The sequence below is a fragment of the Sediminibacterium sp. C3 genome, from assembly GCF_000508085.1.
Taxonomy (GTDB): Bacteria; Bacteroidota; Bacteroidia; order Chitinophagales; family Chitinophagaceae; genus Sediminibacterium.
The window spans coordinates 1,112,698-1,138,730 of the sequence record NZ_KI669560.1; the positions used below are offsets into that span (position 1 = coordinate 1,112,698).

At 38.3% G+C, this 26,033-nt stretch carries 18 protein-coding genes; 13 read left to right on the forward strand and 5 right to left on the reverse strand.

What is annotated here, in order from left to right:
• Positions 1 to 1,017, forward strand: coding sequence for a UDP-glucose--hexose-1-phosphate uridylyltransferase (locus F777_RS0105230; RefSeq protein WP_037369148.1), 1,017 nt, complete (start codon positions 1 to 3; stop codon positions 1,015 to 1,017).
• Positions 1,018 to 1,075: 58 nt separating this feature from the next.
• On the opposite strand, the gene F777_RS17180 is transcribed toward F777_RS0105230, so the two are convergent.
• A complete protein-coding gene (locus F777_RS17180; protein ID WP_161631485.1) occupies positions 1,076 to 2,857 on the reverse strand; it encodes a sensor histidine kinase in 1,782 nt (593 codons plus the stop codon).
• Between the two features lie 217 nt (positions 2,858 to 3,074).
• On the opposite strand from F777_RS17180, the gene F777_RS15795 reads away from it, so the two are divergent.
• The 6 genes from F777_RS15795 to F777_RS0105265 all read left to right on the forward strand — a co-directional run bounded on the left by F777_RS15795 (position 3,075) and on the right by F777_RS0105265 (position 12,014).
• Positions 3,075 to 6,461, forward strand: coding sequence for a VCBS repeat-containing protein (locus tag F777_RS15795; protein WP_081720468.1), 3,387 nt, complete (start codon positions 3,075 to 3,077; stop codon positions 6,459 to 6,461).
• Positions 6,462 to 6,481: 20 nt separating this feature from the next.
• Entirely contained in the window at positions 6,482 to 7,795 is a 1,314-nt protein-coding gene (locus F777_RS0105245; protein ID WP_026751123.1) for a vanadium-dependent haloperoxidase, read from the forward strand.
• Positions 7,792 to 8,226, forward strand: a complete 435-nt coding sequence (locus tag F777_RS0105250; protein WP_026751124.1) for a 6-pyruvoyl trahydropterin synthase family protein — start codon at positions 7,792 to 7,794, stop codon at positions 8,224 to 8,226. Before F777_RS0105245 ends, F777_RS0105250 begins: the two co-directional genes overlap by 4 nt.
• Before the next feature lie 70 nt (positions 8,227 to 8,296).
• A complete protein-coding gene (locus tag F777_RS0105255; RefSeq protein ID WP_026751125.1) occupies positions 8,297 to 9,649 on the forward strand; it encodes a Gfo/Idh/MocA family protein in 1,353 nt (450 codons plus the stop codon).
• Positions 9,649 to 10,689, forward strand: a complete 1,041-nt coding sequence (locus F777_RS0105260) for a phosphotransferase enzyme family protein (protein ID WP_051408445.1) — start codon at positions 9,649 to 9,651, stop codon at positions 10,687 to 10,689. Before F777_RS0105255 ends, F777_RS0105260 begins: the two co-directional genes overlap by 1 nt.
• Positions 10,686 to 12,014, forward strand: coding sequence for an alpha-L-fucosidase (locus F777_RS0105265; RefSeq protein ID WP_026751127.1), 1,329 nt, complete (start codon positions 10,686 to 10,688; stop codon positions 12,012 to 12,014). The genes F777_RS0105260 and F777_RS0105265 overlap by 4 nt, the downstream gene beginning before the upstream one ends.
• A 34-nt stretch (positions 12,015 to 12,048) precedes the next feature.
• On the opposite strand, the gene F777_RS15800 is transcribed toward F777_RS0105265, so the two are convergent.
• The 4 genes from F777_RS15800 to F777_RS0105285 form a co-directional block, all read right to left on the reverse strand.
• Positions 12,049 to 12,696: a PAS domain-containing protein gene (locus F777_RS15800; protein ID WP_051408446.1), complete on the reverse strand. Its 648-nt coding sequence runs from the start codon at positions 12,694 to 12,696 to the stop codon at positions 12,049 to 12,051.
• A complete protein-coding gene (locus F777_RS0105275) occupies positions 12,674 to 14,740 on the reverse strand; it encodes a PAS domain-containing protein (RefSeq protein ID WP_369791995.1) in 2,067 nt (688 codons plus the stop codon). Before F777_RS0105275 ends, F777_RS15800 begins: the two co-directional genes overlap by 23 nt.
• Positions 14,741 to 14,755: 15 nt before the next feature.
• Entirely contained in the window at positions 14,756 to 15,760 is a 1,005-nt protein-coding gene (locus tag F777_RS0105280) for an IS30 family transposase (RefSeq protein WP_037369150.1), read from the reverse strand.
• A 93-nt stretch (positions 15,761 to 15,853) separates the two neighbouring features.
• Positions 15,854 to 16,885 (reverse strand): PAS domain-containing protein, encoded by a 1,032-nt coding sequence (locus F777_RS0105285; RefSeq protein WP_026751130.1) that lies wholly within the window; start codon positions 16,883 to 16,885, stop codon positions 15,854 to 15,856.
• Between the two features lie 65 nt (positions 16,886 to 16,950).
• Between F777_RS0105285 and F777_RS15805 the strand changes: the two genes are divergently transcribed.
• The 6 genes from F777_RS15805 to F777_RS0105320 all read left to right on the forward strand — a co-directional run bounded on the left by F777_RS15805 (position 16,951) and on the right by F777_RS0105320 (position 26,025).
• Positions 16,951 to 17,685 (forward strand): NIPSNAP family protein, encoded by a 735-nt coding sequence (locus F777_RS15805; protein ID WP_037369151.1) that lies wholly within the window; start codon positions 16,951 to 16,953, stop codon positions 17,683 to 17,685.
• Between the two features lie 22 nt (positions 17,686 to 17,707).
• Positions 17,708 to 18,103, forward strand: a complete 396-nt coding sequence (locus tag F777_RS15810) for a hypothetical protein (protein ID WP_037369152.1) — start codon at positions 17,708 to 17,710, stop codon at positions 18,101 to 18,103.
• A 51-nt stretch (positions 18,104 to 18,154) separates the two neighbouring features.
• Entirely contained in the window at positions 18,155 to 22,507 is a 4,353-nt protein-coding gene (locus F777_RS0105300; protein WP_026751131.1) for a CusA/CzcA family heavy metal efflux RND transporter, read from the forward strand.
• A gap of 2 nt (positions 22,508 to 22,509) precedes the next feature.
• The gene (locus F777_RS0105305) at positions 22,510 to 23,646 is read left to right on the forward strand and encodes an efflux RND transporter periplasmic adaptor subunit (protein ID WP_152530859.1); all 1,137 of its coding nucleotides are present in this window, start codon (positions 22,510 to 22,512) and stop codon (positions 23,644 to 23,646) included.
• Positions 23,647 to 23,672: 26 nt separating this feature from the next.
• A complete protein-coding gene (locus F777_RS15815; RefSeq protein ID WP_081720470.1) occupies positions 23,673 to 25,211 on the forward strand; it encodes a tetratricopeptide repeat protein in 1,539 nt (512 codons plus the stop codon).
• A gap of 112 nt (positions 25,212 to 25,323) precedes the next feature.
• Positions 25,324 to 26,025: a LolA-like protein gene (locus tag F777_RS0105320; protein ID WP_152530860.1), complete on the forward strand. Its 702-nt coding sequence runs from the start codon at positions 25,324 to 25,326 to the stop codon at positions 26,023 to 26,025.
• The last annotated feature ends 8 nt before the right edge of the window (positions 26,026 to 26,033 follow it).

Below are 26,033 nucleotides of genomic sequence, written 5' to 3' on the forward strand. Positions count from 1 at the left end.
ATGTTTAACCGATCCGAACATCCGCATACACGTTTGAATATTTTAACCGGGGAATGGGTGCTGGTTTCCCCTCATCGCATGAAAAGACCCTGGCAGGGAAAAGTTGAAGCATTACCCAAACAGGACAGACCTGCCTACGATCCCGGATGTAACCTATGTCCCGGGAATTCCCGTGCAGATGGAACGATAAATCCTGCATTTACTGGTCCCTTTGTTTTTACGAATGATTTCTCAGCTTTACTCCCCGACACTCCTGTTGGTGGAGAGAATATCAACGGATTACTCGTAAGTAAGAGTGCCAGTGGAATCTGCAGGGTAATCTGCTTTTCGCCAGACCATAGTTTAACGCTACCTGTTATGTCAGAGGACGCCATTGAACAGGTTATTAAATTATGGAAAGATGAATTTGAAAGTTTAGCATCCAATCCCAATATCAGGTATATCCAGATATTTGAAAACAAGGGAGAAATCATGGGATGCAGTAACCCGCATCCGCATGGACAAATCTGGGCTTCTTCAGATATTCCTGTTGAATTAATGAAGGAAACCAATCAGCAGGAAGCTTATTTTAAGCAACACGGTAAATCTCTGTTATCTGCTTATCTGGATATTGAATTGGAGCAAAGTGAGAGAATCATTATTGAGAATGATCATTTTGTTGCGCTGGTTCCTTACTGGGCAGTTTGGCCTTATGAAACAATGATTATTTCAAAGCGACATATACAGCAAATAACAGAATTTACAGCTGAAGAAGACAAATCATTTGCAGAGATTTTAAAAACTTTGACTATTAAATACGATAAGCTTTTTGATATGTCTTTCCCTTATTCGGCCGGAATGCACCAGATGCCTGTAAATGATGTTGAATACAAGGGCTGGCATTGGCATATGCACTTTTATCCTCCCTTATTAAGAAGTGCAACGGTTAAGAAGTTTATGGTGGGATATGAAATGCTGGCAAATCCACAGCGGGACATCACGCCCGAGCAGGTAGCGAAAACGCTGCAAGGGCTATGAATATACGGCAGGACTTCTCTTAATCAGATTTCGTGAATATTTTTTTTGAGCCGTTCTATTAATTGTGCGAAAGCGTAAAATGAAAAGTTAACCCTTTGTCGGTATCAGACTCTGCAAATATAGTGCCCCCATGTTTGTCTACTATTCTTTTCACAATTGCCAGGCCTAAGCCATTCCCTTCAAATTTGCTATGGTAGCGTTTGAAGGGAGTGAAAAGGGTTTTCATTTGATCTTCATTTAATCCTACACCATTGTCTTTAACGTAATAATAAGTCTGATGCTCCTTTTGATAGGAACCGATTTCAATTTCCGGTTTATCTTTTTTCGATGAATATTTAAAGGCGTTGGAAAGCAGATTATTGAATAGTTGTTTCAGGGCCGCTTCATTCCCATAAGCATTAGGTAAATTATGTAGTTGAATGGTCCCCTTAAAGTCTAACGGTTGTTGTTGTTTAATTACTTCTGCAACCAGTACCTGGAGGTCTACATCTGCTTTTTCCAACGGTTGTTTGCCTAAACGGGAGAAAGTTAAAAGATCTTGCGTCAACATTTTCATATTCTGAACAGTGGACTTAACCATATATAAGAATTCTCTGTTCTCTTCGTCGAGTGTACTGGGGTCAACTAAATCAACAACGGTCATGATTTTGTTGATTGGATTGTTCAGGTCATGAGCGGCAGAGGAGGAAAAAGCCTTGATGTCTTCGAGTTGTCTGATTTCTTCGGTAATATCATTGATGCTAACTACATAGGCTACTCGAGAGCCATGTTCGTCCATTAACGAATTAGATTTAATATCAATGATGATTTTCTCCCCATCTTTGCGAATGATTTCCGTCTGGTAATTTTCGGAAATACCTTTTTTTCTCCTTTCCAGTCTTTCATAAAACTCTTTTCTTCTTTCAATAGGTATAATCATATCAACCACAACTTGACCTATCAGTTCTTTCTCTGTGTAGCCGAGAATATTGCAGTAACTCTGATTACAATAGATAAGCCTGCCTTCATAATCAATACTTCCCACACCCTCTTTTAAAGAAGAAACCAGTTCTCTGAATTTTCGTTCACTTTCACTGAGTTTTTTCTCTAATGCAATACTTGCTTTTTGCTTTTTGTTAAGCAGATTGGCGTAAGTGTAAATTAAAATGAATGCGATTATCGTTAATGCAATAGTAAATAGCTCAGTACCCATTTCAGTGTTGTAAAGGCCCAGATTTTCACCTTTTAGTCTTAAATAACCTAGAAACGGCGGTAAAAATAAAATTAAAAAGGTTGATCTTCTTAATAAGGTGCTGCCTTCTAATAAAGAAGCAAATAGTTGAGGTGTTCCAGTTTTAATATTTGTTAAAAACAATCCTGTGCTCAGTAAAAGAAAAAGTATGGCTGTACTAAGTGCAATGGTCGAAATCCCCTCTACTCTGTATGCAGAGTCCCTACCATAGACATAGCCTAAGATAGAAGTATACGATAAAATGAAAATGACAATGCTAAAAAAGGCCCGCAGTTTTAAAATCCATTTTTTGTTTGCTTCAATGCTAATCATATTAAACCCGCAAAGGGTAAATAAGACTGCTGTAATTGGGGCCATATGTGCATTGATACTGCTCGACTCTATTTTGTTCTTAAATAAAAAATGATCAAATCGTATCCAATCTATGTGCAGCAAATAAGCAAGTGAATGCAAAGTCCCAATCAGAAAAATGGCAGCAGCAATAATCAATTTAGTAAATCCAGGTATTTGTTTTGATTCCCTAAATCCCATTAACCAAAATCCAGATAAAATAAATGTTATGGCTGTAACTGGATTCATAGCGGTCATTTCCGGGGTTATGCTTTTCAACAGTGTAATATTGAATTGCCAGCCAATTAATACCAGAAGGGCTATAAGCTGAAGCATATATCCAAGAACCTCTAAGTATAGTAAACGTTTTTTGATGTACATGTGGTTATTGAATGAAAGTGTGTTAAATCAATGGTTAAACACTTAAATTGTATTGTAATTTTTTAGTCTCTTATAAAATTAACATTTACTTTGAATCAGAATTTTAAATCTTAGTATGCGCCGGTCTTTTTATCTCTTATTTAAAAATACACTCCTTTTGTGTGTGTTTGTCCTTTTTGCTTGTAATCAGAAGAAACCATTATTTCAAAATATAGATCCGGAAATTTCTGGCCTGAAATTTTCCAATGATATTATTGAAACCAACCAATTGAATGTATTAAACTACGAATACATTTATAATGGTGGTGGGGTAGGCATTGGTGATTTCAATAACGATAGTCTACCTGATGTTTATTTTACCGGAAACCGAGTACCCAATAAATTATTTCTGAACAAGGGCGATTTACAATTTGAAGACATAACAGCTAAAGCAGGTGTAGATGGTCAGGGGAAATGGAATAAAGGAGTAAGCATTATTGATATCAACAATGATGGTTTACTGGATATTTATGTGTGTGCCGCTGTATTGCCGGATAGTAATGCCCGGAAAAACATATTATATGTAAATCTGGGCATTGATGCAAAATCCGGAATCCCCTCTTTTGCAGACAAAGCGCAGGAGTATGGTCTGGATGACGCTTCCAATACCCATATGTCTAGCTTTTTTGATTATGACAACGATGGAGACCTGGATGTGTATTTGTTGATTAATGATTTGGATGGAACCTACCCGAATGAATTCCGGCCTATCCGGAAAGACGGCAGCTGGCCCAATACAGATAAACTACTCCAAAACAACTTTGATTCTTCTTTAAAACATCCGGTATTCAAAGATGTATCCAAGCAGGCAGGTATACTGATTGAAGGACACGGACTTGGCATCAATATCACGGATATCAACGAAGATGGTTGGAAAGATATCTATATCAGTAATGATTATTTATCTAATAATATACTTTATATCAATAATAAAAACGGAACCTTTACCGATCAGTGTGCCCTTTATTTTAAGCATACCAGTAAGAATGCTATGGGCAACGATATTGCAGACATTAATAATGATGGCAAGGCAGATCTGATTGAAACGGATATGATGCCGGCAGATAATTACAGACAGAAAATGATGCACTCTGATATTAGTTATCAGACTTTTCAGAACAGCGATCGGTATGGTTATATCTATCAATACCCAAGAAATACCTTACAGTTGAATCAGGGGTTCCTTCCTGAAGGATATGATTCTGTTAACCGTCCTGCATTCAGTGAAATAGCCTACTTCAGTGGTGTTGCACATACCGATTGGAGTTGGGCGCCCTTGCTGGCAGATTTTAATAATGACGGTTGGCGGGATTTGTTTGTTACGAATGGTCTGCCCAAAGATATGTCAGACAAGGATTTCATGGCATACAGGCAAAATGCTTATGCTGCTTCTTCGCTTGATGAAGTTTTAAGACAGGTTCCGGAAGTTAAAATCAGTAATTATGTTTATCAAAATAACAAAGACCTGACTTTCACTGATCAAACTAAAAACTGGGGTATTGACTTTCCTACTTTTTCTGCCGGAATGGCCTATGCAGATTTGGACAGAGACGGAGACCTCGATCTGGTAATCAATAATACCAATATGCAGGCTACTTTACTAGTGAATAGATTTCAACAACAAAATGAAGAAGCCCGCTATTTAAAAATAAAACTGAAAGGACCTGCTAATAATGTTACCGGGATTGGGTCACAAATTTTTGTTTATGACAAGTCCGTAAAGCAGTTGGCTGAAGCAAACCCATACAGAGGTTACTTGTCCAGTGTTGAGTCGGGTGTACATTTTGGAATGGGGAAAGTTGAAATGGCAGATTCCATTCTGATCATCTGGCCCGATCAAAAAAGACAGGTATTAAAAAATATAGTAACCAATCAACAACTCATACTGGATTATGCGAATGCAAAAATTTCAGCATCGCCAATTGATCAATCAGCACCTGGCAATTCTCTAATGACAGAAATAACCAAAGCTTCAGGATTGCAATTTGGTTTTTCTGAGGTTGATTTTATTGATTTTGATATTCAGCGCATGTTATTGCATAAGCTTACACAATATGGTCCGTCTTTAGCCGCAGGCGATATTAACGGGGATGGATTGGATGATATAGTAGTTGGTGGCGGTTCCCCTTTTCATGCCTCTCTTTTTGTTCAGAACGATCAGGGTAAATTTACCAGAAAATATTTGCCGGGATATAAGGAGCCTCAGTTGCAGGACGATGCTGGAATACTTTTATTTGATGCAGACAAAGACAATGACCTGGATATTTATATTGCTGCTGGGGGTGCTGAAAATCAGCCTGGGGCTAAAGCATATGCAGATCATATTTATCAGAATGATGGGAAGGGTAATTTTACAGAAATCAATGGCGCAATCCCTGAGAATTTAATTGCAAAGAGCGTAGTTGTGTCAAACGATTATGACGGTGATGGAGATTTGGATTTATTTGTAGGTGGAAGGGTAACCCCTGGCAGATATCCTTTGCCGCTGAATAGTTTTATATACAGAAACGATTCGCAAAAAGATAAGATTCAGTTTTCTGATGTAACCAAAACCGTTGCGCCTGCACTCATGAATACAGGCATGGTAACAGCTGCTGTTTGGTCAGATATTAATAAAGATGGTAAGACTGATTTATTTATCACAAAAGAATGGGGAGCGCCCATGATCTTGCAGAACAATGGCAACCAGCTATTGCCAGTAGCCACTTCATTGGATTCCGCCAGAGGCTGGTATAATAGTGTGGTGGAAGCTGACATGGATAATGACGGGGATATGGATTACGTGTTGGGTAATTTTGGTAAAAACTCCTTTTTAAAAGCTTCACCAGAATATCCCATATCTGTTTATGCAAAAGATTTTGATAATAATTTTAGTCTGGATGTTGTTTTTTCACATTGGCAGTTGGATAAAGTAAATGGTGTGCAAAAAGAAGTGCCTGTAGCTGGCAGAGACGTCTTGTTAAGAGAAATGAGTTCTTTTAAAGAGCGATTTCCTAACTACAGCAGTTATGCAAACGCATCCATTCAGCAATTGCTGAGTCCGGAACAATTAAAAGATGCCATGAAGCTGAGTGTAAATGAGTTGCAGTCATATTGGGTAGAAAACAAAGGTGGATTTAAGTTTGAAAAACATGCATTGCCCTCTGGAGCACAGATGGCGCCCATATTTGGAATATTGGCAAAAGACGTTAACGGAGATGGTTGGCTGGATATTATTCTGAATGGGAATGAATATGCCATGTCACCTTATCTGGGAAGACAGGATGCTTTGAATGGATTGGTTTTATTAAATACAGGGAAAAAATCCTTCAGAGAAACCAGTATTGCAGAGAGTGGTTTTTACAGCCCGGCTTGTGGACGATCACTGGTTGAATTGACCATCCAAAATAAACCGGCAGTGCTCATTGGTCAGAACAGAGATTTTTTGAGGCTGTTCCAAATAAATGTGGCGCAAAACAAATAACCAGAATATTTAACCCGCAGATGATGAAGACATTTCAATATTATAAACTGATTTTATTGTTACTTTTCTTTACAGCTTGTAAGCAATCAAAAGTGAAGCGCATTAATGAGGATCATATTCAATTTTTTTGTGAGGAAAAATTGACGAACGTAATTGTGCATGATATAAATACTCCTCCGGTTGCAGCAAGAATGTATGCATACAGTAACCTTGCATTTTATGAAGCACTGCGACCTGCCTATCCGGAAGCCATTTCTTTTCTGACACGATTAAAAGGTTTTGATACCCTGGTAGCTGATAACGATAAAAGCGCTCAAGTGAATTATTCTTATGCCGCTGCGCTGGCATTTATGAATGTGGCAGAATCATTGGTATTTTCAAAAGACAGTATTCGTGTAGTAAAAGATAGTTTAGACTTCCAGTATGAATACTTAGATAAATCGGTTATTGAGCAATCCATTTCCTGGGCCAATCAAGTATCAGCAGTGATTTTGAAAAGAGCTTCGCAAGACGGATACAAAATAACGCGGGGTATGCCCAAGTTCAGTGTATATAAAGAGAGAGGTATCTGGCAGCAAACACCTCCCGATTATGAGGAAGCCATTGAACCGAACTGGAGGTATATCAAGCCCTTGCTGATGGACTCTGCTGCTCAGTTTAAACCGGTAAGACCACCCGCTTATGACTTGAATAAAAACAGCCAGTACTACAAAGAGTTGAATGAGCTGTATCTGATGAGTCTTAACTTGACAGATGAACAAAAGCAGATAGCTAAATTCTGGGACGATAATCCCTTTGTTTCAGAGCATAAGGGGCATTTTACCTATGCCACGAAGAAAACAACACCCGTAGGTCACTGGATGGGGATTATCGGTATATTGGGCAAACAATCCAAATTGAAGCCTATTGAAATTGCAAAAGCCTATGCCATGGCATCAGCTGCTGTGTTTGATGGATTTATTTCTACCTGGGAAGAAAAGTTCACCAGTAAAACGGTAAGGCCTATTACAGTTATCAGAGAACAGTTTAATTCTGAATGGAATGCATTTTTACAAACGCCACCATTTCCGGAATATACCAGCGGGCATAGTGTTATTTCTGCTGCTGCCGCAACCGTATTAAGTAGTATTTTTGGAGATCAAACACCATTCAGAGATACGGTTGAATTAAAGTATCTGGGGATGGAGCGCTCTTTTCCTTCCATCAATGCCGCTGCCAATGAAGTAAGTATCAGTAGAATGTACGGAGGGATCCATTATCGTTCAGCTGTTGAGAACGGCCAGAAGCAGGGACAGACTATCGGAAATTATTTTATTCAAAAGTTACAGAAATGATTCAGGTTACAAAAATTTTCAGGTTCGAAACGGCACATGCCATTCATGGATACAACGGGCATTGCAGAAATATTCATGGTCATTCTTATGTATTACATGTAACAGTTGGATCAGATGCCGATGATGTGGCATACCTGCCTAAACCAGGATTCGTGATTGACTTTAAAGACCTGAAAAAGATTGTGAACCGGATCATCGTTGATCAGCTCGATCATCGGTTGATTTTATCCAAGGATTTTCTGGCAGAACATCCGCATGCAGCTGCATCCGAGAACCTGATTGTATGGGAAATGGAGCCTACAGCAGAAAATATACTTTTATACATCCGCAATATATTACTCGCAGAGTTGCCATCTGATATACGTTTGAGAAAATTAAAGATTTATGAAACCAGCGATTCCTATGCAGAATGGGAAAACACAGCCAGATAAATCATATCTTGAATATTGCTCAAACATACTTAACTATACTACTCATAATTAAAAGATTAATCCTGCAAAAATGAATCGCAAAAACTTCCTGCAAAAAACTGCCATGGCATCAGGTGCAATGGTGTTGTCTGCGAATATCTTATCTGCTAAGCCTTTGGCTTCTAAAGTAAAAATGGTGATTATAGGAACGGGTTTGCGCGGGCAAAACCATCTGGATCTCTTGCTGAGAAGAGAAGACGTAGAGTTAACAGCCATCTGTGATATTAACGACAGAATGCTGGCAACAGCAAAAGGGATGATTGAGAAGTCTGGAAAGAAAATGCCGAAAGTATATACAGGCTCTCCGGTAATCTGGAAAGAAATGGTGACAAAAGAAAAACCGGATGGGGTAGTTATTGCTACCCCTTGGGAACTCCACAAGGAAATGATTATTGGGTCTTTGCAGGCTGGAATAAAATATGTTGGAACGGAAGTAATGCTGGGTACAACATTACAAGATCACTGGGATGTGGTGAAAGCGGCAGAGCAATACAATGGTCAGGTAATGATGCTCGAGAATGTTTGCTATAGAAGAGATGTAATGGCTGCATTGAATATGGTCAGGCAGGGATTGTTCGGAGAAATTATTCATTTGCAGGGAGGATATCAGCATGACCTAAGAGAAGTCAAATTCAATGATGGGGTTAAGCCTTATGGCGGCGGTGTGGAGTTTGGTGAAAAAGGCTTTTCTGAAGCGGCATGGCGAACAACTCATTCGGTTTACAGAAACGGCGATTTATATCCCACCCATGGCATTGGTCCGATTGCACATTATATCAATATCAATCGTGGGAATCGATTTTTATCTTTATGCTCTTTCTCTTCTAAGGCAAGGGGCTTACATAACTACGTTGTAAAGAAAGGAGGGGAGTCTCATCCCAATGCAAAAGTTCAGTTTAAATTGGGCGATGTAGTAACAACTTCAATTGATTGTAATAATGGCGAAACCATTTTATTACAACACGATACCAATTTGCCCAGACCTTATTCGCTGGGTTTCAGGGTGCAGGGAACAGAGGGTATGTGGATGGATCTGAACAAGTCTGTTTATATAGAGGGTAAATCACCCAAGCCCCATCAATGGGAATCTCAGACAGAATGGTTTAATAAATACGATCATCCGCTTTGGGTAAGATGGAGTAAGGAGACAGCTGGTGCAGGTCATGGTGGCATGGACTTTTTTGTTATTCATGCTTTTGTTGAGTCAATCAAGAATCAAACACCCACGCCAATGGATGTGTATGATGCAGCTTCCTGGAGTGCCATTACCCCATTGAGTGAGCAGTCGATAGAATTGGGTAATCAAACGGTAGAGTTTCCCGACTTTACCGGCGGTCAATGGATGTTTAGAAAACCTGTATTCGCCTTAAATGATCAATATTGATGGAAGCGGTTCTGCAGAAATTTGGTATCCCCTCCGACGCGTTGATGATTCCCATCACTTCAGGAATCATCAATAAAACATGGAAGGTTACCAGTACCAAAGGAAACTTTATTCTGCAGCAGATCAATGATCATGTTTTTATTAATCCGGAACTGATACACGGAAATATTGCAGCCATCGCTGCCTATTTAAAAAAGAACTATAGTAATTATTTATTCCCTTCTCCTGTTTTAAATGTGGAAGGAACGCAATTGCTGAAAGAGAAGGATTCCGGTTATTTCAGGGTATTCCCTTTTATTGAGGGAACCCATACCATTGATGTGGTTGAAAATCCTAAACAGGCTTTTGAAGCAGCGGAACAGTTTGGAAGATTCACGGCTTACCTAGGAGGTTTTGATTGTACAAAACTCAAAATAACCATCCCCGATTTTCATAATCTCAGCTATCGGTACCAGCAATTTCAGGAAGCCTTATCAGCAGGCAACCAACAGCGGATTCAAAATGAGAAAAATCTGATAGGGAAACTGGAAAGACTGAATTTTCTGGTAAAACAATACGATGCCATTACACAAAATCCTTCATTTAAAAAAAGGGTAACGCATCACGACACCAAAATCAGCAATGTATTGTTTAATGAGCAGGATAATGCTGTTTGTATCATTGATCTGGATACAGTTATGCCAGGTTATTTTATCAGCGATGTAGGAGACATGATGCGAACGTATCTCTGTTCGGTTTCGGAGAATGAAGAAGATATAAGTAAAATTCAAGTAAGGCCTGCTTATTATTATGCAATTGTAGAGGGCTATTATAAGGAAATGGAAAATGAATTGACTGCGGAAGAAAAAAAGCATTTCTTTTTTGCAGGTCAGTTCATGATTTATATGCAAGCGTTGCGGTTTTTAACAGATTATCTGAACAATGATATCTATTATCAGATTCAGTATCCTACACATAATTTAGTTCGGGCTATTAATCAGGTTGTATTGCTTGAATGTTTAATGGAATATGAAACCGAATTCAAAAAAATGAAATTATGATGCGCCATACTCTTTTCTTATTGTTTGTTTTGTTTTCACTGCAAACAACGGCTCAGACCTACCAGCCAACACCCGCTAATATTCAGGCCAGAAAGCAGTTTCAGGACAATCGCTTTGGGTTATTTGTGCATTGGGGTGTATCCAGTATGCTGGGCTCAGGTGAATGGGTAATGCAAAACCGCAACATCAAAGTGAAAGACTATGTAAGGTTGAAAGAAACATTTTATCCTAATCAGTTTAATCCAGCAGAATGGGTATCTGCCGCTAAAATGGCGGGGATGAAGTATATTATTTTTATTACCCGGCACCACGATGGCTTTTCCAACTGGGACACAAAGCAATCAGACTGGAAGATTACCAATACACCTTATGGAAAAGACGTTTTGAAAATGTTGGCGGAGGAGTGTAAAAAACAAGGTGTGCAACTGGGCCTATACTATTCAACCTTGGATTGGTTCAGAGAAGATTATCCTTATGCTACAGGCAGAACGGGACAGGGAACAGGCAGAAAGTCCGGTGGCAATTACGATTCCTATCTGCAATTCATGAAAGCGCAGCTAACTGAATTATTAACCAACTACGGTGATATTATGTCTATCTGGTTTGATGGACACTGGGATCAGACCAATCCGGAAGGCTCAGCAGACCGGTCTTCCAGAATCAACTGGAAGTATGAAGAAATTTATTCGCTGATACATCAATTGCAACCCCAATGTTTAATTGGAAACAACCATCATTTGGATCCCATACCGGGAGAAGATTTCCAGATGTTCGAAAAGGATTTGCCTGGTCAGAATCATACGGGTCTGAGTTTTCAAAAGCCTTCAGATCAATTGCCACTGGAAACCTGTGAAACCATGAATAATTCATGGGGGTATAATATTACCGACCATGCTTATAAGTCTACCAGACAAATCATTCATTATCTGGTTAAAGCAGCTGCACTAAACACCAATCTTTTGCTAAATGTTGGACCCATGCCCAATGGGAAAATACAGCCTGAGAATCTGGATACGCTTAAACAGGTAGGGGTTTGGATGGAAAAGTATGGACATTCTATCCAGGGCACCCACGGAAATATTTTACCTGCACAGGAATGGGGTGTTATTACTGCTAAAGAAAACACGCATTATATTCATTTGCTAAGCCCACAAAAAAATCCTTTTATTTTTATTCCACTCTCGGGTAAAAAATTAAAGAAAGCTGCTCAGCTTTCCAATGGGAAAAGGGTCAACTTTAAACAAGTGCAGGAAGGTGTTTTTTTGTATACGGAAGGTATTGCATTTGATACAATCGATACTGTTGTTGAATTGAACTGGCAATAATATTGTTGTAGCAAAACTAAATCATTCAAAATACTTATTTGAGTCTCGCGTGGTGCGTTTTGGCTGCTATATCATGTATCACTTGATCTAATTCTGATGCACAGGCATTCAGGTCATTCAGTAGTATTGATTTTTCAACCTCATCCAGATCCAGTCTTTGCAATAAATGAATAATGCCCATGATTTTTGCAACCGGGGCTCTCATTACATGCGATTGAAGCCAGGCTATGTCTTGTAATTCCTTGTTCTTTGTTTCAATGGCGCTGATATATTCCAATCGGTCAGTGATATCGTTTACAAGAATCACTCTGGCATGTCTGCCTTTATAAAGGATATAGTTGCTTTGAACGTCAACATCAATAATTTCACCATCTTTTTTAATATGCCGGAAAACACCCGACATGAAATCTCTGGGAGTTTTTCTTGCAAGTTCCAATTGTTTTTCAAAGGCAGGTAAGTCTTGCTTGGGACGTATATCCCTAAGTGTTATTTTTTTGAATTCTTCCTTTGTGTAGCCGTAGTGTTTTTCTGCGGCTTCATTTACGTCCAGAAATTCCAACGTTTCAATATCGTAAACCCACATTGGTAATGGACTCAAATGGAAAAGCTCACTGTATCTTTTCTTGGCTTCTGATAATTCAATTTCATTTTGTTTCAGTTTACTGATGTCCTGTTGAACCAATCATTTTTAGCACTTTCCCATTGCTTGTTCTTACAATATAGCCCCGGTCATATACATAAGCATAACTGCCATCTGCCCGCTTGCAGCGATATTGATCTTCCCAATAGGTTTTTGAGGGGTCTTCAAAAACGGTATTTCTATTGTTTTCTACTCTTTCCAAATCATCCGGGTGAATCAGATTTGTCCAAAGTGATTTGTCTGACTTAGTGAAATTCTCCTTGTATCCCAGGTTTTCAAAGAAGGAAGTTCCCAGGCGTATGGTATTGCCGGTAATCACATCCCAGTCCCAGATTAAATCGTTGGTTGCTTTAGCAACAATATTGAAACGCTCATTACTTTCAAGCAATTTTTGTTGTGCAAGCTTTTTCTCATTAATATCCTGAAAGCTTCCATAAACCCTGATGCATTTTCCATTTAGAAATTCACCTTCACCGATACTTCTGACCCACTTCCAGTTTCCTTTAAAAGTTTCAATTAATAATTCTTCATCCCAGGGTATTCCATGTTCAATGCAATTCTGCACGTTCTGCTGTATTTTATTTCTGTGTTCCCCTTCTTTGAATTTTGAAATTCCTAATTCCAGTGTTGGAATAAAATCCTCATCTACTTCCCTTATTTCTTTAGTAATGTCCGACCAATAAACTGTCCCTTTGTTTATATTGATTTCCCAGCTACCGATTCTGGCCAGTCTATTAGATTTATTCAGAATATCTTCCAGATTTTTCTTTTCAGTAATGTCTTTGCCTATTCCATAGATTAAATTGTCATCCTTCGAAGGAGTAAATGTCCATGCAAGCCATTTGATATCTCCTTTTTTGGAAATCAATCGATTTTCAAAATAAAGTATGGATTCTCCTCTTGATAGTTTTTCTGCTTCTTTTCTGGTTGCTTCTTCGTCGTCTGGATGAATAAAATGGGTAAAAGGTAAATCAATGATTTCTTCGGGGCAATATTCCAGAATAGCTGAAATAGCCGGATTGGCCTTTTTTATTTTACCTTCTAAATCTGCTATAATAATGAGGTCTCCGGATGAAGTAAAAATCTTATTTAACTCAATGGTGAGTTTTTTTCGTATGATTTCGGCAGCTAAAACCTGGCTTAGCTGTTGAAGAATATTGATTGAGATTTTGTGTTTGAGATTGGTTTTGGTTAATCCCAAACACATAACCCCCACAAATTCATTGCCACTTATTAACGGAACACCATACATTCCGGATAGTTCATATTTCTCTGCCAATCTTTTTCTGATATATTCCGGATGATTGGCCGGGTCTTCCCAATAAGTAACTTCTTTTGTTTTCCAAACATTACCAGGTAATCCCTGATTTTTTTTAATATATTTAAAATAATCGTTTTCCAGATAAAACCCTTTGATTTCATCAGTTATACCTGCAAAGGCCGTTAAGGATAGGGTTTCATTGCTTGCACTAATCAACCAGATTTCTGCCAAATTGAATTCTTCGTAGGCAATTATTTTTTCTAATGATTTTGAAAGTATGGTTTCAAGTGAAAAAGGTTCTAAGAAAAGATTACTGATTTCTGCCAGTAATTTCTTTTCTAATTCCAATTTTTTTGCTTCGGTCACATCTCTTTCAACAGCAATCCAGTGAGTAAACCAGCCTTTTTCATTGGCAATGGGTGTAATGGTAAAATTAATCCAAAAGGGCTCCCCGTCTTTTTTATAATTGATTAGAGTGGTCTCGTATTTTTGCCAATTTTTTATAGCCTCACTCAGTTTTGCTAATTCCAATTTATCAGTTTTAGGCCCCTGTAGTATTTTTGGTGTGTTGCCAAGCACTTCTTCCGTATTATATCCTGTCATTTTTGAGAATGCTTCATTCACAAAAATGATTTTGGGGCCATGATTATCATAAGATTCGGCTTCCGTTATTATTATAGCGTCACTGGTATTGGTAATAACAGACTCCATCAATTTCAATTCCCTTATTGCTTTTTCTCTTTCAGTAACATCTCTGAAATTAATTACAATCCCTTCAATATATATATCATCTAATAAATTGGTTAATGTAAATTCTATGATGATCCAGTAATTCTAAGTTCAAGTAATAAGTGCAATTTTTTGTTGTAGCACTTGATTAGGGGTTAGGTAATTAAATTTTCTTACTGGTCTATCGTTTAATAATTGTTCAACACGTTTTACTTGATAATCAGTCACCAGACTAAGGTCAGTCTTTTTAGGGAAAAACCTTCTGATCTGTCCAATTCTGTTTTCAACTGTTCCTTTATCTTGACTGGTATACGGTCTAGTAAAGTAAGTTTCAACATTCAACGCTTCGGCAACATCCATATGATTAGCAAATCCCAAGTCATTATCAAAAGTTACAGTGTACACTGGATAGTCTGCCTGCTCCAGCTTTTTAATAATGGCTTTACTTACTGTTTCACTACGCCTGTTACGAAGTTTGTGAAGACTGGTATGCAAAGTAGCCCTATCTGTCATTACCAATAATGCTCCTTTATGATTCTTACCCATCATAAAATCAACTTCAATATCTCCTGGCCTAATTCGTTTATTGACTATTTTAGGTCGCTTTTCAATTGGTACTCTGTTAGAAATTATACCACGGTTATCTTTTCTATTACCCCGCTTTCTTCTTCGTTTACCGTGTTTAAGGTGCAGATAGATCCTTTTATAAGGTTTATCAGCCCTTTTGTTTCCATGCTTACATTGCCAAATCCAGTGATAAAGCCACTCAATACTCAAAGGACACTTACCCGTTTGATTACCCTTAACACTAATCAGTTCTGGGCTCCACTTTTCAACAGACAACCATTCAACAGCTTGTTTTTTCATAGCCAGATCAAACTTTACCAACTTGGGTTTAAGCTGGTGTCTTTGTTCCGTTCTACGCTGTGCATTGGTGGCCAAATAAGTTCCAGCAGTCCTATCGCGTTGAGCAGTATTCCTTTTCAATTCTCGACTAATAGTCGAGGGATGTACTCTAAGCTGTTCCGCTATCCACTTTTGTTTCTTTTCCGCTTTAATAAATGCCTGAATCTGATACCTTTGTACCAAACTAAGTTGAGTGTAATTTTTTGTCATAGTAACCAAAAGGTCGCACTACTTGGTCAAAAGGCAAAAAGCCCTCAAAAGCTTTTTTGCCTTTTGTTTAAAAATTGCACTTATCGGTTGAACTCAGCAATCGTTATTATGTTTAAAGCGAATATTTTCCGCATAAATAACTTCAGAAGGTTTTTCTAAAGCAATTTGGTAATATTTTAATAATGCCGGTATATCATTTGGGTGTATCTGGTCCAGGATTTTTGTAGCTAGTATTGCTACTTGCGTAAATCCGGTTAATTTAAAAATAGATGGCGAAGAGTAGATTGTTTCTCCCTGTTTATTGACAATTATAATTGCATCTGAAGCATTATTTACTAATGCATGATATCTTTTCTCATTCTTTAATTGTAATGCTTCCTGCTTCTTTATTTCTGTAGCATTTCTGGCAACACAATACATCATTTTATCTTCAACATCCCAGTAGGCAGACCAAATGATAGGAATAATTTCTCCACTTTTACTAACCAGTTTATTTTCAAAATTAGTCATACTCACACCGCCCATGATGGTTGATCTGGCTTGTTGTGTAGGCTGATAGTCTTCTTTATAAACGAAATCCGTATAATGTCTTCCTATCATTTCCTCTGGCTTGTATCCTAAGGTTTGATAACAAGCTGCACTAACCGATTCATAAATTCCTGCTTCATTAACCGAACATATAATATCCAAAGAGGACTCAAGTATTTTATTGAGCTTGTTTTTGGTTTGCGTAATTTCTATTTCTTTTAATTTGGTCTGGGATATTTCCTGAATTACGCCTAATATAACAGGATTAGCAGATTGGTTAATTTGTTTTAATGATAAATAGCAATTGATGTAACGGAGATTACTAGCAGTATCGTAAATTCTACACTCAACTTGAACTTCTTTCCCCGATTTTAGTAGTTCGTCAATCGCTTTTTTTAGTATTACCAAATCTTTATCTTCAAATTGAGTTTTAATAGATTCAAATGATGGTAGAGTCTCCGTTGATGGCCAGCCAAAAATCAACTTGACACCCTCGGAACAAAAAAGTTGTTTCCCTTGAGTATTGTATTCAAAAGTTCCAAAATGCGTAATCGCTTCCGCAACAAAAAGTAATTCTTTATTTCTATTAGTCGGCATTAATTTTGGAAGATCTACATAGCTTCTAACTAAAGCTTCTTAAATTTACGAGAAAATAATCAGAGATGAGAAATTGTTTAGTCTTGGTATTGTCATGTTGGTTAAGCTTTGTGCAAGCGAAAGACAACAAAGAGTATTACAAATTGATAGTATATCATTTTGCATCTTCTGATCAGGAAAAGAAAATAGATCAGTTTCTTTCTGACACCTATCTTCCTAAACTTCATCAAATTGGTTTTACGCATATTGGCGTATTCAAGCCGATTGTGAATGATACGGCAAAGGACAAACAGATATTGGTTTTACTGAATCACGATAAATTAGAAAAGTTGAGCCAGCCCTTTCAGTGGGGTCTATCAGAGTTAGGCAGTTATGATCAACCCATCTATACCCGATACGAACAAATATTACTGAGTGCATTCAAGGATATGTCTAAAATGAAGGTTCCATCCAATGACATTTCTAAAAATGATAGGGTTTTTGAACTAAGAAGCTATGAAAGTCCTACAGAATCTGCATATAGAAATAAGGTGCATATGTTTAATGAGGGAGGAGAGATCAAATTATTTGATGAGCTTGGCTTCAATGCTGTTTTTTACGCAGATGTATTATACGGTTCTGCAATGCCTAATTTAATGTACATGACCAGCTTCAGTAGTATTGAAAGCAGAAATGAACACTGGAAACAGTTTGGAGCTTCTGCTACCTGGAAAAGATTGTCTTCCATGGAATTTTATAAGAACAATATGTCTGCATTGCACAGCTATTTGCTTAAAAGCACTGCATATTCAGATTATTAATAATTAGTGTACCTTTATTGTCTTGAAAAAGGGCATTGCCATATTATTTCTTTCCATATATCTCTGCACGGTTACAGAGGCACATGAGTTATTGAAACTGCCTGTCATTTTTCAGCACTTTATAGAACATCAATCTGAAGACAATAGTATCACGGTATTTCAGTTTTTGAAAATCCATTATGGGCAGGATGATGTAAGGGATGATGACTACGCAAGAGATATGCAGCTGCCATTTAAAACGGCTGGCGAATTCTTTACTTCTTCCGTTTCGCCCTTTGTCCCTTTAAATTCAATCATCGTATTGCCATATCCTTCCGTTTTCTCGGAAAATCAATACAAAGGCCATCACTCCCTCAAGTTCTATTCGAACTATCAGGTAAATATCTGGCAGCCTCCCAAGTCTTGTGTAAATGCTTAATTACAAAGACTTACTTAAAAGATATTTACAAAAATCATTTAACGAAACATAATGCTGACAAGAATTATTGAGTTTTCCGTTAGGAATAAACTCATAGTAGGATTATTTCTGGTAGCGTTGATTGGATATGGTACAATAGAATTGACCAGACTGCCCATTGACGCTGTGCCGGATATTACGAATAACCAGGTGCAGGTAATTACAGTGGCTCCTTCTTTTGGTGCTACTGATATAGAACGACTGGTAACTTTTCCCATTGAACAAGCCAATAACAATATATCGGGTTTGCTTGAAATCAGAAGTTTTTCCAGATTTGGTTTATCGCTGGTAACCATTGTATTTGATGATAATACAGATATCTATTGGGCAAGGCAGCAAGTAGCAGAGCGATTGTTACAGGTTCAATCACAGATCCCTGCCGGCATTGGAACACCCCAGCTGGGGCCGGTTTCAACAGGTCTGGGTGAAATTTATCAATACGTTGTAAGGCTCGAAAAAGGATACGAAAATCAATATGATATTACTGAATTAAGAACCATTCAGGACTGGATTGTCAGAAGACAATTACTCGGTGTAAAAGGTGTTGCGGAAGTGAGTTCATTTGGCGGAAAATTAAAACAGTATTCTGTTGAAATAGATCCTGCAAAATTACTCAGCTATAATATTACCATTTCCGATGTGTTCAATGCCCTCGAAGCTAATAACCAGAATACGGGCGGAGCATACATTGAGAAAGGACCCACTGTACTTTTTATCCGATCAGAGGGTTTGTTGGGCAATATTGAAGACATTCAGAACATCGCTATTAAAAAAGTTTCCGGAGGAACACCGCTATTCATCAGAGATGTAGCAGAAGTTAAAATTGGTCATGCGACCCGATACGGCGCCATGACATTTAATGATCAGGGAGAAGTTGCAGGAGCAGTTGTGATGATGCTGAAGGGTGCCAACAGCAATGTGGTCATTAAAAATGTAAAAGAACGAATTGCACAAATTCAGAAATCCCTGCCAAAGGGCGTGGTGATTGAACCTTTCCTCGACAGAACTAAAATGGTAAACAATGCCATTGGAACGGTAGAGAAGAATTTATTGGAAGGTGCATTGATTGTGGTTTTTGTACTCGTGATATTCCTCGGTAATGTAAGAGCTGGATTGATTGTAGCATCAGTGATTCCATTGTCTATGCTTTTTGCTGTCATCATGATGAATCTCTTTGGTGTGAGCGGAAACTTGATGAGTTTGGGCGCACTGGATTTTGGGTTGATTGTAGATGGCGCAGTTATTATTGTAGAGGCTGTTATGCATCAGCTTAGTCATAGCAAAAAGTTTGCGGTGGTCAATCGGTTGTCGCAACAGCAGATGGATAAGGAAGTAAATCATTCAGCCAGTAAGATGATGAATAGTGCCGTCTTTGGTCAGATTATTATTCTGGTTGTGTACTTGCCCATCTTTACTTTACAAGGTATTGAAGGTAAAATGTTCAAGCCGATGGCACAAACCGTTGCTTTCGCATTGTTGGGTGCTTTCCTTTTGTCGTTGACCTATATTCCAATGATGAGTTCTGTATTCTTAAGCAAGAATATTTCTCATAAAGCCACCTGGTCAGACAGAATTATGGGCCAGTTGGAAAGACTTTACAAGAATTTGCTTTCAAGGGTTATCGGCTACTCTAAAATGGTGTTAACCGTAGTAATCGGATTGTTTATAACAGCCATGGTTATTTTGTCTGGTCTGGGTGGTGAATTTATTCCTGCTTTGGAAGAAGGAGATTTTGCTGTTGAAACCAGGGTGCTTACGGGAAGTAATTTAAACACGACGATTGAACGAACGCAGAAGGCGGCAGGTTTATTAATTAAAGAATATCCGGAAGTGGAAAAAATCGTAACCAAAATTGGTAGCGGTGAAATTCCAACCGACCCCATGCCCATGGAAGCCAGTGATTTAATGGTCATTTTAAAACCCAAAGAAGAATGGACTTCTGCCAAAACCTTTAACGAACTGGCAGAAAAAATGGGGAATACCCTATCTGCTGTTCCCGGTATTACCACTGGTTTTCAGTTTCCTGTTCAAATGCGTTTTAATGAATTGATGACAGGAGCAAGACAGGATGTGGTTTGTAAAATATTCGGAGAAAATCTGGATAGTCTGGCTGCTTATGCTGCAACCGTTGGAAAAATTGCCGGTACTGTTGAAGGGGCTGTAAGTGTGTATGTGGAATCTGTAACAGGCATGCCTCAGATACTAATTGAATACAATCGGAATACCATTGCGCAGTTTAATCTGAATATAAGTGAGATCAATAAAATTGTGAATGCCTCTTTTGCAGGACAAAGTACCGGGTTGCTCTTTGAAGGAGAGAAGCGTTTTGATTTGGTAGTAAGAATTAAAGGAGAATTGAAACAAAACCTGAAAGACATTCAGCAATTGTTAATTCCCACACCAAGTGGCATACAGGTTCCTTTGTCGCAGCTGGCAACGATTACCATTAAAGACGGCCCCAATCAGATTCAGCGTGAGGATGCAAAAAGAAGAATCATCATTGGGTTTAATGTACGTGGAAGAGATGTGGAAAGTATTGTAAATGAGTTGCAGCAAAAGATTGAAAAGCAAGTAAAGTTTCCTGCAGGATACTATATTACCTATGGAGGTGCTTTCGAAAATCTTAATGCAGCAAAAGCAAGATTGATGATAGCAGTACCTGTTTCTCTTTTATTGATATTCCTGTTATTGTACTTTGCTTTTAATTCTGTTAAGCACGGGCTCCTTATTTATTCAGCTATTCCCTTATCTGCCATCGGTGGTATTTTCTTCCTGGCATTAAGAGACATGCCGTTTAGCATAAGTGCCGGTGTTGGATTCATTGCCTTATTTGGCGTAGCAGTATTGAATGGGATTGTATTGATAGCAGAATTTAACCGACTTAAAAAAGATGGTATGGAAGATCTGAGAGAGATTGTTTTAATGGGAACAAGTTTACGATTAAGACCTGTTCTAATGACTGCATTTGTTGCTTCACTGGGTTTCCTTCCGATGGCATTGAGTAACGGAGCAGGAGCAGAGGTTCAAAGACCGTTGGCAACGGTGGTAATTGGCGGTTTGTTGATTGCCACTTTCCTTACTTTATTTGTATTACCTGTATTATATATCATGTTCGAAAAAGGATTTAAAAATTCAGGTAACTCTGCAAAAGCAACCGCTATTGTTGTAGGACTCTTATTCTCTGTTTCTGGCTTACAGGCACAGAATAAACCCATTGGTCTGAAAGCGGCCATAGATTCTGCCATTCAGAATAATCTGTTATTGAAAAACGAACAGCTAAAAGTAAAATACCAGGAACTATTGGTTGGTACAGCCGGTCAATTGCCAAAGACGGCATTGATAAGTGAAATAGGACAAATCAACAGTATCTATAATGATACAAGGTTTGGCTTAAGTCAATCTTCTGCATTTCCTACTGTTTATAAACGTGAAAAAGCATTACTTCAGGAAGAATTCAAAAGCAGTGTCTTGAATATTGCTGTGCAGGAAGCACTATTGAGAAAGCAGGTTCAGCAAGTTTACTATGCATTGGTTTACATGCAAAAGAAAAAAGCACTCCTGCAATTTTCAGATAGTTTGTATGCGGCTTTTTTTCAGAAATCAGCCTTGCGGTTAAAAACCGGGGAAACCAATATTCTGGAAAAAACAAGTGCTGAAACTTTACTCGGACAAATTAATCTACAAAAGGAACAATTGCTGAAAGATGAAGCTGCCATGCAGTTACAGTTTCATTTGTTGCTGAACACAAACGAATTTCTGGTACCAGCCAATGACAATACAACTTTAGAAGTATCGGCCATTTTGGATACGGCTTTAATCAATAATCACCCCGTATTACAAAGCATTCAGCAGCAACAGCAAATTGCACAGGCCGGGGTAGCTTTTGAGCAAAGCAAACTGTTACCGGATCTTTCACTGGGTTACCTGAACGGAAGTATCCGTGGTATTGGTGCGGATGATATTTTTTATTCGGGAAAAAGATTCAGTGCCTTTCAGCTGGGAGTAGGTATTCCTATTTTTAACAAAGCGCAGAAAGCCAGAATCAATAGTGCTACCCTCAATGAAAAAATTGCACAGTCGCAATACCAGCAGGTAAAGCAGCAGATCAATACAGAATACCAGGTAGCAATGGCGCAGTACCAAAAGTTTCAATCAACCGTTCAATATATGGAAAGAACGGGTTTAAAAAATGCTCAAATCATTACGGAAACAGCCAATAAGCAACTGGCTGCAGGGGAAATCAATTACCTTGAATGGGTACAATTGATTAATCAGGCAACCCTGGTAAAAAGCGATTATATAGAAGCTGTCAGAAGTTTAAACGAAGCCATAATCCAATTAATTTACTTTATTCAATCTAAATAATTATGAAACAATATTTTTTTATACTGGCATTTTCAATTGCTTTTATTGCCTGTGGAACTAAATCTACTCCAGAAGAAACGGAAGCTGCCGGTGGCACGGGAATAGATACGATTACATTAACCGATGCCCAGATCAAAAATGCAGAATTTCAGACAGGGCCATTGCAAACCGGTGAGATATCCTCTTTGCTGAAAGTAAACGGGAAAGTAGATGTGCCTCCACAGAATATGGTTTCAATCAGCGTGCCGCTTGGTGGTTATTTAAAGACCAGTAAGTTGCTGCCTGGTATGCATGTAAATAAAGGTGAAGTAGTAGCCATTATGGAAGATCAGCAATACATTCAATTGCAGCAGGACTATTTAATGGCAAAAGTGAAATTAAGCCAGCTCGAGAAGGAATTTGCAAGACAAAAAGAACTGAATGCCAGTCAGGCATCCAGCGATAAAATGTTGCAGCAGGCAGAAGCCGATTTAAAATCACACAGGATACTTTCAGCTGCGCTGGCACAGAAACTGCAACTGGTAGGGATTAATCCGGTAAATCTTACAGAAAACAATATCAGCAAGAGTGTTAATATTCATTCTCCCATCGATGGCTATGTTACCAGAGTGAATGTGAATGTTGGAAAATATATTTCTCCCACTGAAATTATGTTCGAACTGGTGAATCCAACAGATATTCATCTGGCTTTAAAAATCTTTGAGAAGGATTTACCCAAATTATATATTGGACAGGAATTGATAGCGTATACCAACAACAATCCTGAAAAAAAATACGATTGTGAGGTTTTGCTGATGGGCAAGGATATCAATGCAGAAGGATATACCGATGTGCATTGTCATTTTGAACAGTATGATAAAGTGTTGATTCCGGGTACTTATATGAATGCGGAAATAAAAGTAAAAAACCGCAAAGCGACAGTTCTGCCTGCAGACGCCATTGTGCGTCATGAAGGAAAGCATTTCATTTTTAAAGAAGTGGCCAGACAGAAGTATGCCATGCTGGAAGTAGCGGTAGGCGAAACAGAAAACGGGGTTACCGAACTGATTGTTCCGGAATCAGTGCTTTCTGAAAAAGATAATTATGTTGTAAAGGGGGCTTATACTTTGCTGATGATGTTAAAGAATGAAGCAGAGTAATTAAATTGCGACCAATCTTAAGCAATATGATGAATAGAGGGGTACTTAAATGCTTGTTTGTTTTCTTTTTTATCGGGATTACAGTGAGTGGAATGTCTCAAACACTGGATCAGCTGGTAAAACGTGGTTTGCAAAGAATGGCTGCTAAGAATTATAAAGGTGCTGTTGAAGATTTTACACAGGCGCTGGAAGAAACGCCTGACGACATCAATTTGTTTTTGAACAGAGCAATCGCAAAAAGAGAACTGAAAAATTATGAAGGTGCAATAGAAGATATCGGGTTTGCATTGGAGGTGAACGACGCCAATGCAAACCTGTATTTCAACAGGGGTATTATAAAAGGTTTGGCAGGGGATGCAGCGGGAGCAGTGGAGGACTACAATAAAGCCATTACGCTAGGGCCTGCAACAGCCAATATGTTTTTTAACAGAGGAATTGAGAAAGAACATATGGAGGATTATGCAGGTGCCCTGAAGGATTACAACCGCGCATTGCAGCTTAAACCCAATTATGGCGAAGTATATTTTAACAGGGGAGTGGTTAAGTATGCCTTAAAAGACTTTGCCGGTGCATTGGCAGACTATAGTAAAGCCATTGTTTTTAATCCGGAAAATACAGATGCCTGGTTTAACAGAGGGTATGTAAAAGCGAAACAGAATAACCACAAAGCGGCCATTGAAGATTACAATGAAGTGATTGCCATTGACTCTTCGGTTGAGAATGTTTTTTTTAACAGGGCAATCAGTAAAATACAGTTAAAAGATTTTGATGGTGCATTGCCCGATCTGAATCTGGCGTTGGAAAACAATCAGTCGAGTCCGGATATTTATTTTAATCGTGCATTATTATACAGAGACAAAAAGCTTTTTAAAGAATCTAAGGCAGACTTTGACAGGGCTATTGTACTCAATCCCAAGAATGCGGATCTGTTTGTAAACAGAGGCCTGATTCAGTTGGAATTAGCTGATACAGCAGCAGCTGTCGATGATTTTTCCAGTGCCATCGAATTGAATAAAAAGAATGTGAGTGCATTCTTCAACCGGGGACTTCAGTTTGAAAGATCCGGCGACTATGAAGCTGCATTGGAAGACTATAATCAGGCATTAAAATTGGATCCCAATTATGGCGATATTTATTTTAATCGTGGTTATGTAAAAAATGCATTGGGAGACAAAAAAGGCGCATTGGCAGATTATAATAGCTGTATACGGTTAAGGCCCGCAAATGCAGGCGCCTGGTACAACAGGGGTTTGGCTAAATATGCAGCCAAAGATTTGGCCGGTGCTTTGTCAGATTATAACAAGGTGATTCAGTTAGATCCTCAGATGCCCAATATTTTCTTTAACCGAGGCATTGTAAAAGGCCAGTTGAAACAATATGCATCTGCTATAGCTGATTATGATAAAGCCATAGTACAGGACCCCAAAAACGGGGATATTTATTTAAACAGAGGGATTCTAAAAGTAATTTTAAAGCAAAATGCTGCTGGTTGTGAGGATCTTCAAAAAGCAGCAGCTATGGGCGTATTTGCTGCTACTATTGAGTTAGAAAAGTCCTGCAAATAATACCGTTTGTTGAATTAATATACCATTAACACTTATAAAAGTTAAAACTAATACCAAAACTGTAATATTGGAATTAGTTATTATACTAATGGGAAAAATTAAACCAACAAACATGAAAAAGTTATTCTTATCTGCTTTTGTATTACTTGTTGCAGTTATCAGTTTATCTGCGCAAAATGTTGATGAAGTAATCAGTAAATATGTACAGGCCATTGGCGGCGCAGAAAAATGGAGTAAGGTCCAGTCGCTAAAAGTAGAAGGCCAAATTGAAGTACAGGGCTTAGCCATACCATTTACCATGCAGGCTGTACATATGAAAGGCATGCGTGTGGATGCAGAATTTCAGGGGAGTAAAATCATTGATATCACCACTCCTACCAAAGGATGGTCTCAGAATCCATTGATGGGTAAAACCAGTCTGGAAGAAATTACTGCCGATGAATTGAAGACTAAATTAGATGAATTAGATGTACAGGATGAGTTTGTGAACTACAAAGAGAAAGGTTCTACTGTGGAATATTTAGGTAAGGAAGAAGAAGAAGGAACTTCTTATCAAAAAGTAAAATTGACCACCAAAAACGGTAACGAGAAAACCTACTACTTCGATCTAAATACTTATTTGATTTACAAAGAAGAAACTACAATAAAACAGCAGGGGCAAGAGATTAAGCAGGCAGTAAAATACCTGGATTATCAGACTTTGGAAAATGGCATTAAAATGGCATTCAAGTCAGATATGGGTATGATGATGATGGTAACTAAAAAAGTTACGGTAAACCCAACCATTGACGAAGCTATTTTCTCAGGCAAATAAATCATTTT

Bases quoted from the DNA above. Each gene is read 5' to 3' on its own strand.
- F777_RS0105250 (WP_026751124.1), top strand. From the start codon at position 7,792: ATGATTCAGGTTACAAAAATTTTCAGGTTCGAAACGGCACATGCCATT.
- F777_RS0105300 (WP_026751131.1), top strand. From the start codon at position 18,155: ATGCTGACAAGAATTATTGAGTTTTCCGTTAGGAATAAACTCATAGTA.
- F777_RS0105280 (WP_037369150.1), bottom strand. From the start codon at position 15,760: ATGACAAAAAATTACACTCAACTTAGTTTGGTACAAAGGTATCAGATT.
- F777_RS0105305 (WP_152530859.1), top strand. From the start codon at position 22,510: ATGAAACAATATTTTTTTATACTGGCATTTTCAATTGCTTTTATTGCC.
- F777_RS0105260 (WP_051408445.1), top strand. From the start codon at position 9,649: ATGGAAGCGGTTCTGCAGAAATTTGGTATCCCCTCCGACGCGTTGATG.
- F777_RS0105245 (WP_026751123.1), top strand. From the start codon at position 6,482: ATGATGAAGACATTTCAATATTATAAACTGATTTTATTGTTACTTTTC.
- F777_RS0105255 (WP_026751125.1), top strand. From the start codon at position 8,297: ATGAATCGCAAAAACTTCCTGCAAAAAACTGCCATGGCATCAGGTGCA.
- F777_RS15815 (WP_081720470.1), top strand. From the start codon at position 23,673: ATGATGAATAGAGGGGTACTTAAATGCTTGTTTGTTTTCTTTTTTATC.
- F777_RS0105320 (WP_152530860.1), top strand. From the start codon at position 25,324: ATGAAAAAGTTATTCTTATCTGCTTTTGTATTACTTGTTGCAGTTATC.
- F777_RS15805 (WP_037369151.1), top strand. From the start codon at position 16,951: ATGAGAAATTGTTTAGTCTTGGTATTGTCATGTTGGTTAAGCTTTGTG.
- F777_RS0105285 (WP_026751130.1), bottom strand. From the start codon at position 16,885: ATGCCGACTAATAGAAATAAAGAATTACTTTTTGTTGCGGAAGCGATT.
- F777_RS15795 (WP_081720468.1), top strand. From the start codon at position 3,075: ATGCGCCGGTCTTTTTATCTCTTATTTAAAAATACACTCCTTTTGTGT.
- F777_RS0105230 (WP_037369148.1), top strand. From the start codon at position 1: ATGTTTAACCGATCCGAACATCCGCATACACGTTTGAATATTTTAACC.
- F777_RS0105265 (WP_026751127.1), top strand. From the start codon at position 10,686: ATGATGCGCCATACTCTTTTCTTATTGTTTGTTTTGTTTTCACTGCAA.